The sequence below is a fragment of the Shouchella tritolerans genome, from assembly GCF_025770735.1.
Lineage (GTDB): Bacteria > Bacillota > Bacilli > Bacillales > Bacillaceae_D > Shouchella > Shouchella tritolerans.
This window is the reverse complement of sequence record NZ_JAODPB010000003.1, coordinates 152,151-165,387: the sequence shown is the minus strand read 5'-3', so window position 1 is coordinate 165,387 and position 13,237 is coordinate 152,151. Positions and strand designations below refer to the sequence as shown.

Annotated in this window: 11 protein-coding genes; all 11 read right to left on the bottom strand. The window is 45.5% G+C overall.

The features are described from left to right. Positions 1-425: 425 nt before the first annotated feature. Positions 426-1,523, bottom strand: a complete 1,098-nt coding sequence (locus tag N6H06_RS11260) for a Rap family tetratricopeptide repeat protein (RefSeq protein ID WP_263706596.1) — start codon at positions 1,521-1,523, stop codon at positions 426-428. Positions 1,524-1,638: 115 nt separating this feature from the next. After that, positions 1,639-2,778, bottom strand: coding sequence for a thiolase family protein (locus N6H06_RS11255; protein WP_263706595.1), 1,140 nt, complete (start codon positions 2,776-2,778; stop codon positions 1,639-1,641). Continuing rightward, positions 2,771-4,180, bottom strand: a complete 1,410-nt coding sequence (locus tag N6H06_RS11250) for an AMP-binding protein (protein ID WP_263706593.1) — start codon at positions 4,178-4,180, stop codon at positions 2,771-2,773. Before N6H06_RS11250 ends, N6H06_RS11255 begins: the two co-directional genes overlap by 8 nt. Positions 4,181-4,405: 225 nt before the next feature. Further along, on the bottom strand, positions 4,406-6,013 hold the full coding sequence (locus N6H06_RS11245) for a long-chain fatty acid--CoA ligase (RefSeq protein WP_263706592.1): 1,608 nt from the start codon (positions 6,011-6,013) through the stop codon (positions 4,406-4,408). A 450-nt stretch (positions 6,014-6,463) separates the two neighbouring features. Beyond that, positions 6,464-7,528, bottom strand: a complete 1,065-nt coding sequence (locus N6H06_RS11240) for an ABC transporter ATP-binding protein (RefSeq protein ID WP_249413912.1) — start codon at positions 7,526-7,528, stop codon at positions 6,464-6,466. A 2-nt stretch (positions 7,529-7,530) separates the two neighbouring features. Beyond that, positions 7,531-8,340 carry a carbohydrate ABC transporter permease gene (locus N6H06_RS11235; protein WP_062748821.1) on the bottom strand — a complete coding sequence of 270 codons (810 nt, stop codon included), beginning with the start codon at positions 8,338-8,340 and terminating at the stop codon, positions 7,531-7,533. Continuing rightward, positions 8,330-9,232, bottom strand: coding sequence for a carbohydrate ABC transporter permease (locus tag N6H06_RS11230; RefSeq protein ID WP_249413911.1), 903 nt, complete (start codon positions 9,230-9,232; stop codon positions 8,330-8,332). Before N6H06_RS11230 ends, N6H06_RS11235 begins: the two co-directional genes overlap by 11 nt. Beyond that, a complete protein-coding gene (locus tag N6H06_RS11225; RefSeq protein ID WP_263706586.1) occupies positions 9,229-10,026 on the bottom strand; it encodes a sugar phosphate isomerase/epimerase family protein in 798 nt (265 codons plus the stop codon). The genes N6H06_RS11230 and N6H06_RS11225 overlap by 4 nt, the downstream gene beginning before the upstream one ends. 18 nt (positions 10,027-10,044) lie before the next feature. Further along, complete coding sequence (locus N6H06_RS11220) at positions 10,045-11,343, bottom strand: ABC transporter substrate-binding protein (protein WP_062748827.1); 1,299 nt, start codon at positions 11,341-11,343, stop codon at positions 10,045-10,047. 170 nt (positions 11,344-11,513) lie between these two features. Next, a complete protein-coding gene (locus N6H06_RS11215; RefSeq protein ID WP_062748829.1) occupies positions 11,514-11,918 on the bottom strand; it encodes an ectoine synthase in 405 nt (134 codons plus the stop codon). A 36-nt stretch (positions 11,919-11,954) separates the two neighbouring features. Continuing rightward, positions 11,955-13,235: a diaminobutyrate--2-oxoglutarate transaminase gene (gene ectB / locus N6H06_RS11210; protein WP_263706584.1), complete on the bottom strand. Its 1,281-nt coding sequence runs from the start codon at positions 13,233-13,235 to the stop codon at positions 11,955-11,957. Between the last annotated feature and the right edge of the window lie 2 nt (positions 13,236-13,237).

The following is a 13,237-nucleotide window of genomic DNA, read 5'->3' as shown; positions in this document are numbered from 1 at the left end:
ATTGTTGTTTTGTTTTGCTTGTTCGGAAACAAGTACTTGCCTGGTCGCACACCAATTTCGATCTTGCCTGGCTAAAAGGCTAAGTTATCCCCGAAATTTACGGAGTTCATCTTGTCACCTCTTTGGGACAGTATTAAGTTTTTCCGCAAACACTATTGTTCGCTATCTTCCATCATTCTCCATATAACTAACATAAAACAAGACGATAGGATTTTCAACTATCTGAAAACGAAAAAAAGACCTGCTACTAAGGCAGGGCTACGATTAGCACTTCATCATTTGATTGTCTTATTAATAGTAAACCAGTCCCTATCCGCCTATTTCTACTTTATCTTTTGATTCAATTTCCACAGTTTCTGTTGATGGAGTAATACTTACTGAAAAAATAATGGCAAAAACAGTTAAAACTGAAATCCACCGTTTTTTCATTCTTGGCACCCTCCTATATTTTGATTTAGTCGCGCAGCATAAGCTACTTTCCAAAAATTCAATGCAGACTTTAAATCTCCTCTTTTTTCTGTATAGTTAGCAGCTTCTTCAGCCACTTCTGCCACTTCAAAGAACATACCGTTTGCCTCAAGCTTTTCAATCGCTTGATTCACCAAGTCCATCTTACCTTCAATGTAAAGGCCACGAGTAAAGAGGCAACGTGAACTATATTCTTTATTTTTGTAATAAGAGGCTCCCAATTCAGCAATTTTGAAAAGAGTCAATGCTTGTTCTGTTTTCCCTTGTCGGAACATCACGTTACTTAAGTTATATTGCGATTTTGCCCCAACTTGATGGTTTGCATGCTCCTTAATTGATAAAGCTAATTGCAATTTGTCTTCTGCTTCGTAATAACGTTCATTTCTTATGTGATCAAGCGCAATTGCCCTATAAATTAATCCCCTTACAACAGGATACTTATCTGACTCACTTAATGCTTCTTTCAGTCTTACTTGAGCCTTTTGTGAATGACCCAATTCTGAATCAATGCCTGCTAAAACGATTTGTGCATTCAAATAAGATTCTTCGTAGTTTAGTCTTTTGAAAATCCGATAAGCTTCTTCCATGTAGGATGCTGCCACAGGATACTGGTTTAAGCGATAAAAAAGCACCCCTGCATACATGGAGAATTCTGCTTCCTCGGCATCGTCATGCAAACAAGCTAAAAATTTTTCAGCTTTTCGCAATAGCTTAATCGCTGAGCGATAGCGCTCATGAATGTACTCATTTTGCGCACTTACGAAATAATAAAAATAGTTCAGTGTACGATCAAGTGATGATTCCGCCAACTCTCCGATTTCTGCTAGTTTAGCCGAATTTTCTTCTACTTTTTTAAACTGGGTGGCAAGGATGTCATGGCGAAAACTAACTAATGAGTAGAAGGCAAGGATTTTATCGTTCTTCTCCATTTGTGTTACTAAGTCTTTGGCTTCTTCTTTTAAAGCAGTAGCTTGGTCTAACTGCTTTGCGATAATGCTGCTATACCATTCGACTATTTTTGCTCCAGCGATTTGTGATTGTACCGTAGCAGTCACTTTTCCACCCCTTTGCGTATACTCGCTTTAATGATACTGGAATTAGTGGAAAATAATAGACAAAACCGATATTTCCCAAGTAGGAAAACATGTTGGGAAAGTGCTGGACATCCCTTTACATATCAACAACATTCGCAAACAACGCCGCTATTCCGAGCCCTCCTGCTGCACCAATGGCGCTCAAGCCAAGCTTGGCATGGCGGCGTTTCATTTCAGCTGCTAGACGGCAAACGTTTATCGCCCCAGATGCCCCGTACGGGTGCCCTATTGCTAAAGCGCCGCCGCTGACATTTAGTTTTTCTTTGTCTAGGCCAAGCTCTTGTTGGAGCGCAACCATCTGAACGGCATACGCCTCGTTCAACTCAATCAAATCAATGTCTGATAGATTCCGTTTTTGTTTTGCCAACAGTTTGCCGATCGCAGGCACTGGGCTAATACTTGCAAAGTGGGGATCGTAGCCTGCCCTTGCAGCATCTACAAATGCAAGCATCGGTTTCATACGGTAACGCACGCACGCTTGCTTTGACATGAGCAATACGAGAGCCGCTCCATCCGATTTTGCGCATGAGTTGGCTGCTGTTACGGTCCCTCCGTTGTAGAGCGGCGGCACTCGTTTTAAAAGCCGATCGGGCATTTGCCGAATGCCTTCGTCAGCAAAATCACGGTGTGCTGCAATTTTTTCGTCACGAAAAAGGCCCTTTTGTTCTGCTGCCCATGCGCGCCTGTAACTCTCAGCGGTGTACTCGTCCTGTTTATCCCGGCCAATTTTCCTTCGTTCAGCCACATTCTCTGCCGCTTCAGCCATATCGGGGTCTCCTAGCGATTCCGGCGAGAAGCGGGCACGTTCGATTGTCTGGTGCCACTCTCTTCTATTTCCGTTCATGTTAGCGGCAATCCGTTTCGGCTCAAGACTTGTGCTTTCTACGCCGCCGGCCAAATAGACATCGCCATCTCCTGCTTGTATGTGCCTTGCTGCAACGATGATTGCCTCTAATCCAGAACCACATTGGACATCGACCGTTACCCCTGGCACGTCAACAGGCAGACCGCTTTCCAACAGCGAAAGGCGTGCTATATTTCCCCCTTCGCCAACTGCGTTCCCGAGCACCACTCCATCAATCTCAGGAAAAGGAAGGCCAGCGACGATTTCTTTTATGACAGAGGCGGCTAACACTTCTGGACGCTGCGTGGCTAGAATGCCGCCAATTTTGCCAACAGCTGTCCGTTTTGCCTTTACGATGAATACATCATTCATAACGGCCACTCCTTAATGCTTGGCGGTCCACTTTTCCGCTTGGCAAAAGTGGAAATGCCGCTACAAGATGGATACGCCGTGGACGTTTAATCGGAGGCAGTACTTCTTTTAGGCGTGTGCGAATGTGCTTTTTGTCTTCTTGCGACAAATGACGGCCTTTTATGTAAAGTTCCATTTGGCTCCCCCAATAGGGATGGGCCTTGCCAATCGCAATCGCTTCTTCAACGTCATCGATCTCTTTTGCCAACTGTTCCACTTCCTCAGGGTAGACATTAATGCCGCCAATGATGAGCATATTGCCTTTTCGCCCTTTTACGTGAACGACCCCTGTTTCGTCAATAAAGCCGATGTCGCCAACCGTTTCCCACTCTTTTACAGGCGCCCCTCCTTTGTAGCCAGCAAACAAGTAAGGGCTCTTTACATGCAATACCCCTTCATCGTCGGCTTGGATCGTCACCCCTGGGAAAGGCCGCCCCACTGCCGTCGGAGGAAGGGTGCTTTGGCTACTGTGGTGCAAACTAGAAATAAAACTTAGCTCGGAGGCACCATAAAATTCATACAGCTTTGCGTTTGGAAACTGTGTTTGCGCCCGGCCAACCTGGACTTTGGACCACTTAGCCCCTGACACAATGATGGCATCGACTTGTTCAAGAATTTCGTTGCCACTTGCCTTCACAAACGCTTCAATCATTGTCGGCACTCCATAAATCACATCGACTTGCTCACCCTTTATCGTTTCTAAAACGTCAAACGGCGAAAACGTCGGTTCTAAATAAAGAGTCGCCCCTATATGGAGCGTGTGGACAGCGGCAAACAAAAACAGTGAGTGGAACAGTGAGCCTGGCACACTCACTCGGTTTGTGCTTTGCAACTGAAACGTCTCTGCTGCTGGTTGAAAACTTGTTGTCCAGGAGTGATGCGTACGGACATACGCTTTTGGCGCTCCTGTGCTGCCAGAGGTAAACCCTAGGTAAAAGAGATCGTTCCCTTTAGCGAATGGTTCCTCCTCTATTTCAGTTGTTTCGTTGACCTGTCTGCTGTGCCACACTGCACATTCAGCTTCGGAAATGGGCCTATCCGTAAAGAGAACATCTGCTTCAGCACGCGTTAATGCTTGCAAACGCTCGTTGTTTGTCCATTTCCTGTTTAACGGAATGCCTGTCCACCCTAAGCTTGCTGCTGCCAAAAACACAAGCAATAGCTCATCTTGGTTTTCAATGTCAATTGCAAAAGCAAGCGGGCGACCGAGACCACATTCCTTTGCTTTAGCCGACAAGGCGTTTCGATAGCTGTGCAAGTCTGTCTCCACGTCTCGATACGTACGTGTTCGGTTTTTATAGACCAATGCTGTTTTATGAGGCAGCATGTCTCCATTTTTTAAAATCTGTTCGGCAATATGCACTTACGTTCCACCTCTTTGTCCATCGAATGGTGCCATCGTAGGCGATCGCCACAAAATTGTCAACCTATAAACCATTAACGTTTACATAAATACGAGGGAAAGCAAGATTTCCCTCGTTTATCAACAAGGGTAGAGACAGCACTGTATTAATGTACAATAAAAAGACGGTACCATCTGCTGTACCGTCATCAATTCAAGCTTATCAACTTTACTGTCTTCCTCCTATTAAAGACGACTTTGATTAAACAGTTCCTTCCGCAAAGCACGTTTTAGAAATTTGCCGACCGATGTTTTCGGCAATGCCTCCATGAATACGACGTCGTCAGGCAGCCACCATTTGGCAAACTGCGGTTTCAAATGGTCGATCATTTCTTCTTTTGTCGCCTGTTTGTCTTTTTTTAATACAACGCAAGCGACTGGGCGTTCCTGCCACTTATCATGGGGCACAGCGACCACTGCTGCTTCTAGTACAGCTTCGTGAGACATAATCGCATTTTCCAAATCAACGGAAGAAATCCATTCCCCGCCACTCTTGATTAAATCCTTCGTACGATCAACGATTTTAATTGCTCCCTCCTCGTCAATCGTGACTACATCTCCAGTATGGAACCACCCGTCTTTGAATGCTTCTGTACTCCGTTCATCGTGAAAATAACGGTCGGCAACCCAAGGGCCTCGGATGAGCAACTCGCCCATTTCTTCTCCATTCCAAGGGATCTCCCCATTGGCGTTCACGCCTTTGATATCGATTAACGGCACGGCCATTCCTTGCTTTGCCTTCGCTTGATATCGCTCGTCTTTGCCCCACTTTTTCTGATGGCTTTTTAAACGGGAAAACGATACGAGCGGGGCCGTTTCCGTTAAGCCATAGGCATGGTAAAACGGGACGTTTAACTTATGTTCAAAGCGCTCGATCATGCTTTGCGGTGCAGCGGAACCCCCACAAATGACAGCACGCAAGCTGCTCAAATCATAATGACGATGTTCAAGCACTTGCAAGAGGCCGAGCCAGACAGTCGGCACACCACCGGTAAAGGTAACCCGTTCTTTTTCGATCAACTCGGCAAGGAGCTGAGGGGTAAAGGCTGGACCTGGCAACACTTGTGTTGCTCCATAGAACGTGGCACTAAACGGCAAGCCCCAAGCATTCACATGAAACATTGGCACAACGGGCATGCACACATCGTTTTCGCTAATGGCCGTCGTGTCTACATGCCCCTGGACTAAACTATGAAGGACAATGCCGCGATGGGAATACTCTACCCCTTTAGGCATCCCTGTTGTTGCCGATGTATAACACATAGCTGCCTGTTCATTTTCATCAATGTCATCGTAAAACGAAAAGCGGTCATCCCCCTCTGCAAGCAACGCTTCATAAGAATAGAGCGGTTCCAGTGTGGACGAGGGCAACTGATCTTTGTCAGTCATCACTACAAACGAATGCACCGTCTCTAGTTGCGGCCTAATCGCTTCTACGAGCGGCAGCACATCTTCATCAATCAACAAAATCTGGTCACTTGCATGGTTAATCACAAAGGCGAGATGATCAGGCGGCAAACGCATATTAATCATGTGGAGAACGCTCCCTATACCAGGCGCAGCAAAATAGGCTTCCAAATGGCGGTGGTGGTTCCAAGCGATCGTCCCCACCCGTTCTCCTCGTTTTAACCCTAGTTTCGTCAGTGCGCTTGCAAGTACTCTTGTGCGTTTGCCGATTTCTGCATACGTATACCGGTAGATGTTGTCATGCGTCCGCGATACCACTGTTTTGTCCGGAAAATAGCGCTCTGCCCGTTCCAGCATCGACGAAATCGTTAAAGGCGTGTTCATCATCGGCAATTCCTCCTAAACGATTATAAGATGAGGTAATACTCATTTTTAAAGCGCTTACATTAATATGACCATACTTGATTTTTCTATCAAAAGCAATCTGTTTGATATATAGGTTCATGTCGTTTTTACGGCATGAACTTAAAATTATGAGACATGTAAATGGACTGAGAACGTTTAGTCATCAAGAATCCCACCCGTCATACTGTGAGTCATGGGAGTCTCAACCACTCTGACAAGAAATAAACCTGTTTTTGCAAAAAACTATTCGTTTTCTCCTTCCACTATGTATGGTATTGTGACAAAAAAGGCCTTTGATTTTGCGTAATAAAAAAAGACAAATGGAAGCCTTGTTCCACTGTCTTTATGATACTTCCTTAAGCCATCTTTCTTTTCACGTTTACTTGAATATCGGCAAAGGCGGTTCCAATCTTTGAATGTTATGAGTTTCGTTTAGGCATGTACGGCCAGTCGTTCATGCCGTTCATTAGCGCTTACCTCAACCCGATTGCCAGCTTCATCAAAAAAGTGAAGATGCTCCGGAGGAATCGAGAGATCGACTTTTTGCCCCGTTGTATAAGATTCTGTCCCTGCCACAACTTGGATAATGACGCCTTTGATGGAGAGGTAATGGACATAGCGTGAACCAATGTATTCCCTGCGAACATATTCCCCATGAAGGACACACGCTTCTGGCAGCTTCTTAAACATAATGTGCTCGGGCCTTACACCCATTTCTGCAACGCCCGGAATCATCGCCCTGTCAGCAAATGCATCGGCTGGCAGCATATTCATTGGCGGCGTGCCGATAAAAGTGGCGACAAAACGTGTTTTAGGCGTTTCGTAAATGTCTTCAGGCGTCCCAATTTGTTGGATAACACCGCCGTTCATGACGGCGATCCGCTGCCCAATTGTCATTGCTTCTAATTGGTCGTGCGTGACATAGACCATCGTTTGTTTTAAGCGGTTATGAAGTTCAATTAAGTCATTGCGAGCGGACACACGCAAGAGCGCATCAAGATTGGACAACGGTTCATCCAACAGGAAAAACGGCGCTTGTTTGACGACCGCTCGGGCAAGGGCAACCCGTTGTCGTTGTCCACCTGACAGTTCGGCAGGTTTGCGCCCTAAATACGCCTTTAACTCGACCAATCCGGCGGCATATTCAACTGCTTCGCGTATGTCTTGCTTTTTCTTTTTGCGAATCGTGAGCGAAAAAGCGATGTTATCAAACACGGTCATATGGGGATAAAGGGCATAGTTTTGGAAAACCATTGCCACATTGCGATCGGCAACGTCAACCCCTGTCATCGCTTGCCCGCCCATTAAAATCGTGCCTGACGTAGGTTGTTCCAGCCCCGCGATCAGTCGCAACAATGTCGACTTACCGCACCCAGAAGGCCCTAGAAGAACAAGGCGTTCACCACTGTTAATCATTAAATCCATTGGCGGAATGACATTTGTCTGCCCAAAGTTTTTCTCTACTTGTGTAAACACAATGCTTTTATCTTCTTTCATCGCTACTTCACCCCTGTATGCAAAAAGCTGCTCATAATATGTCGCTGCAACAACAAATACACAGCGAGAGGCGGAACGGACGCAAGAAATGCGACAGCCATCATCGGCCCCCACGATGTGCCCCCTTCTGCACTTATAAACTCTTGCAAAGCAAGAGGCATCGTCATCAAGTCGTTGTCGTTAATCATTAATAAAGGCCATAAATATTCGTTCCATGTCGTAATAAAAAAGAGAATGCCTAAAGCAATCACCGAGGGCTTAACCGATGGGAATAAGATTTTCCAAAGCCTGCGCCAATCCCCTGCCCCGTCCACACGAGCAGACTCAATCAGGCTGGCAGGGACTGACCGAAACGATTGCCTTAACAGGAAAACGCCAATCCCATTTGCGATTTGTGGCAATATTAAACCGAAATAGGTGTTTACAAGCTCTAGATCACTTAAAAGAATATAGTTTGGCAGCATCGTCACTTGAATAGGGATGAAGATGCTCGCAATGACCAAGTAAAAGCAAAACTCTCTTCCTCGGAATTGAAATTGAGTAAACCCGTAAGCAGCAAGGATGCTAGTGAACAGTTGTATCAATGTGACCACTGTTGCCACGAAGAAAGAGTTGCCCATATAGCGTAAAATCGGGATCGACTCCCACACTTGACTAAAATGGTCTAATGTAGGCGGAATCGGCAACAATTGCAAACCGCCTGCAAACAATTGGCTAGTTTCAAGAAAAGCGGTTGCTGCCATCGTCAGAACCGGAAAAAAACTAAGTATCAGGCAAATCGCCAGCAACAGATGCCATCCGTTAACTTTCATAATGGACCCTCCGATCAAGCACTTTAGCCTGAAGCAAAATGATCAGAACAAAAAACAAAAACGTTAGCACAGCAGTCGCTGACCCAAGTCCTGTACGAAAGAACTGGAACCCATACTGATACGTCAAGAACACCAAATTGCTGGTTGATTGGTCTGGGCCGCCATTGGTTAGCATTTGAATCGGCACAAAAGCAAATTGGATGCCCATTACTGTCGTTAACACAAAAACAAACAAAATCGTTGGTCCTGTTAGCGGAAAAACAATCCGGCGCAACATGCCAAGTTTGCTTTTCATCCCTTCTACACGGGCCGATTCCTTCACTTCTTCAGGGACACTTAAGATTCCAGCAAGCAACACGATAAAATGATAGCCAAACGTATTCCAGGCAACAACAAGCGTAATCGCAAACAGTGCCCAATTTGTATCATTTAGCCAGTTGACATCGGGAAGTTGAAAGAAACGGAGAATTTCATTCACTGAGCCAATCAATGGATTGTATAGCCATAAGAAGATGACAGACGCAACAGCAAGGGACAGTACGTGCGGTACAAAGAGAGCACCTCGATAGAAATGTTGCCACCGTCCTGAAACTTGCGTTATTCCGTAGGCGGTCATGTAAGGAACGAACAAGATTAGGAGGAGCAGCATGCCCATGTACCACAGCGTATTCGCTGCAGCGTTTAAAAACTCGCGATTTGAAAACAATTCGACGTAATTGTCTAAGCCGACCCATGTTTTGGTTGGACTAACCATATTCCATTCTAAAAAGCTCCAATAAATCGAGCGAGCAAGGGGAACGAAAATAAAGAGAACAATTGGCAGCATCGCAGGAGCAATAAACAAAAGCGGCTTTATCCGCTGCAGCCAACCGCTTGCTGGTTTGATCTTCATACGGTTATCTTCCCTACCACTTTTCCTTCTTGTAAAAGCTCGTTGCCGTGGCGCTTCAACACTTCTAGTGAAGCAGACTCGTCATACTCCAAGATCAATCGCAGAGAGTGGGCTTGCTCGGCAATCGCCTGCCAAATTTCATTCCAGCGTGTTACCCCTGCGCCAATTGGCAAATGCAAGTCGTTTTCGCCATCATTATCATGCAAATGAAGGGCAGACAGCCTTGTCCCAAGCGCTTCAATAACATTTGCTATCTGCCAATTGTTAATTGTGGCATGGCCGACATCAAGCAATGCTTGAATCGTCGGAATTTCCTCGAACAATTGGACAAATTCCCGTTCATCAAACAGCATCTTATCGTGAAAACCGACATTCTCAACCAATAGCATGATGCCATTTTGTTTAGCGATATCACCGAGCTGTTTTATGTAGTGCTTGGATAAAGCTTGTGCTTCTTCTCGATGAAACAAAGGCATGTTGTATAAATGAGTGTGGAGCACAGCATGGCTCGCAAATGTAGAAGCCCATTCTAAATACATACGGTACGCTTCAAATGAGTAGGCCGCATATTGAGGGAATTGGACAGAGGCCAAATTTAATTCCCAAATTGGCAAGTGGACGCCAATGTCTCCTGCAAATGAAGCAAACCGCTCTTTCTCTTGATTCCAATCGGTATGGCCATGCCAATGGGGGCCGTCTGTCGAGATTTCAATTCCGCCCTCCCAATCCTGTAAGAAAGCTGGGGCCTCGACAATTTTTTTCATAAAAGGAAGCAAGTTGATATATACACTCATTGCATGTCCGCCTCTCGCTTATTGGATATATCCATTGATTTTTGATTCTGTCTCTTTCAAAACCGATTCCGGATCGCCACCATCAAAAATCTGATCTCTTGCATCTAGAATCGCTTGCTCTGCCTGCAAACCATTTGCACCTGGAAAGTTGATCCAAGGGACAATCGATTCCATTTGCCGATTAGCGGTTTGCATGATTGGATTCTCGTCAAAAAAAGGACCTAACGTATCTGGATCTTCTGCCAGTCCCGTGATCGGCGGCAAATAACCAGTCCCTTCAACCCAAATTTTCATTGCTTCTGGGCTTGATAAATACTTCATAAATTCCCACGCCGCTGCCTGTTTCTCTGGATCCTGTGAAAATGAGAACAGCGCATTCCCGCCAGCAGCCACTTGGCGCTCTTTATCCCCAAAGGTTGGAATTTCCACTGAACGCAAATCAAAGTTGCTTTGTTCTTCAATCGCAGCCCGGCGGCCCACAGTTGTCATCATCATCCCGACTTTTCCTGTTGCAAATGCCTGTATGCCTTCTTCCCACGTCACATGGAGGGCATGCTCATCTTCAATCATGCGCCCAAGCATATCAAACACTTCTACACTTTCTGGGGAACCAATGGTTGATACAACTTCGTCGCCACTAAAATCGAGGAAATCCCCGCCATTTGAACGAACAAGCGAATACTCCGCCCAGCTATCTGGCGGTTGCTGGACATAGAGTCCGTACTCCCCTGTATTTTCCTTTACCATCTTGGCCATTTCCTGCATTTCATCCCATGTTTGCGGAAGCTCGTCTACATTCCAGCCAGCTTCTTTTAGCAAATCTGCATTGACATACATAATCGGATTGCTTAAGGCATAAGGCAATCCAGCCAATGTTTCTTTATCGTTGGAATACCCAAGCGCTTTAATATTGTCGAGATAAGATTGATTTAAAAACGCTTCCCCCTCTTCATCATTGGCCGCTAGTTCGGACACAGGGACATAAGGCACGTTTTGGTCGACATAAGCTATGTAGTTGTAGCCAATTTGCGCGACATCTGGTGGATTGCCTCCACTTAACGCCGCCTGGGCATTTTGCAACAGCCCTTGATAATTGCCAGGCTGAAAAGATTCCTTTACTTCAATTCGGTCCTGGGAAGCATTAAACTGTTCGACCAGCTCTTTAATCGCTTTGCCACCCCAGTCTTCGTTATTTACATGCCAATACTCAATCGTGACTTTCTCTTCACTCGTTGCTGCACCTTCCGTACTGCCACAAGCTGCTAAAACAGTGACCGTGCCTAGTGTTGATAACAAGGCTGCATGCTTCTTCCACACAGTCTCTTCACCCCTTTATTGGTTAAATACATGTCCAGTATAAAGAGGGGCTATTAATTCCTAATGAGAGATAAGCAAACATTTTGTAAAACGTTTGTAAAGGAAGGGGACAAAAAATAAAAAAAGACAAAGAGCCACTGCCCTTTGTCGATTTCAATCTTTGCCCTGCTCTATGAGTTTAAAGGCTTCACATGTTCTGGAAGAGGATAGGCACCGTCTTCGTCATGAACTTCTTCGCCTGTAACCGGTGGATTAAACACACAGACCATGCGCATATCCGTCTTCGCCCGCAGTAAATGCTCATCATTTTTGTCGAGCACATAACATTCGTATTGCTTGACTGGCCATACTTTGCCATCTTTAATAGTTTCAACTTCGCCTTCCCCTTCAATTACGTAAACCGATTCAAGATGGTATTTGTACCAAAGATGCGTTTCTGTACCAGCTTTAATTTGCGTGTCATGCAATGAATAACCCATACCGTCTGCCTCGACAACGATGCGCTGGCTCCTCCAATTGCCGCCGTCTACATCCCGGTTTGTGCCAATAATGTCTGCCAGTTTAACTACTTTCATTTTCTCTCCTCCAATGATTAAGTAACTAACGCTTGTTTAAGTTGTGACAGGCTCTTTTACGCCAAGGACGGCGCGTACGCTTTCTTCTATAATGGCAAAGCCTCTTTCTAAGTCCTCATCTGAAATGGTGAGCGGTGGGAACAGCTTAAAGACTTCATCTTCTGGGCCGGCCGTTTCCATGATTAAGCCGCTCTTAAATGCTTCAGCCGCCACTTTTCCAGCTAGGCCGTCTACTTTTGAACCGATTCCAGCCATAAAGCCCCTTCCTTTTACACAACCATTCATTTCTGGATATGAATCAACGAGCTTCGTTAAAAAGGCATGGATTTTCTTTGACTTGTCTTTAATCGCTTGTTCAAACGATGGGTCTTCCCAGTAGGACAATGCTGCTGTTGCTGTAATAAAGGCATGGTTGTTTCCACGGAATGTGCCATTATGCTCGCCCGGAGCCCAAATATCAAGTTCAGGTTTGAAAAGGGTGAGTGCTAATGGCAATCCATATCCGCCAATTGATTTAGACAGGCAGACAATGTCAGGCGTAATGCCTGCTTCCTCAAAGCTAAAAAACGTTCCTGTGCGTCCAATTCCCGCCTGGACGTCATCGATAATCATTAAAATGTCGTATTTCTTGCAAATGCGCTCTAATTGCTGTAACCATTCCATACGTGCGGCATTAATGCCGCCCTCTCCTTGAACAGTTTCGAGAATGACGGCCGCCGGAATGTCTACTCCAGAGCCGTTGTCACGTAAAAACTGTTCGAGATAGCGAAGTGTATCGACTTCTTCTTCTCCAAATTTGTCATACGGCATCGTTACAACATTAGTCAAAGGGATGCCCGCCCCTTTTCGTTTAGAAGCATTCCCTGTTACCGAAAGCGACCCAATCGTCATCCCGTGGAAGCCATTTGTAAAGCTGATGATTTCTGTTCTCCCTGTCACCTTGCGAGCCAGCTTCAAGGCTGATTCAACTGTATTTGTGCCTGTTGGACCAGGAAACATCACTTTGTAATTGAGCTTTCGTGGTTTTAAAATCACTTCGTTGAATTTTTTTAGGAATGCTGCTTTTGGCTTTGTGGCCATATCGAGTGAATGGGTGATTCCGTCATCGGCAATATAATCGATAAGAGCACGCTTCATTTTTTCATCATTGTGGCCATAATTGAGCGCCCCTGCTCCAGAAAAGAAGTCGATGTATTCCGTCCCGTCCTCATCCCACATTTTCCAGCCTTTTGCCTTCGTGAAAACAGCCGGGAAGCTGCGGCAGTAACTACGCACTTCTGATTCCAATTCATTGAAAATGCTCATTGTTTCATTCACTG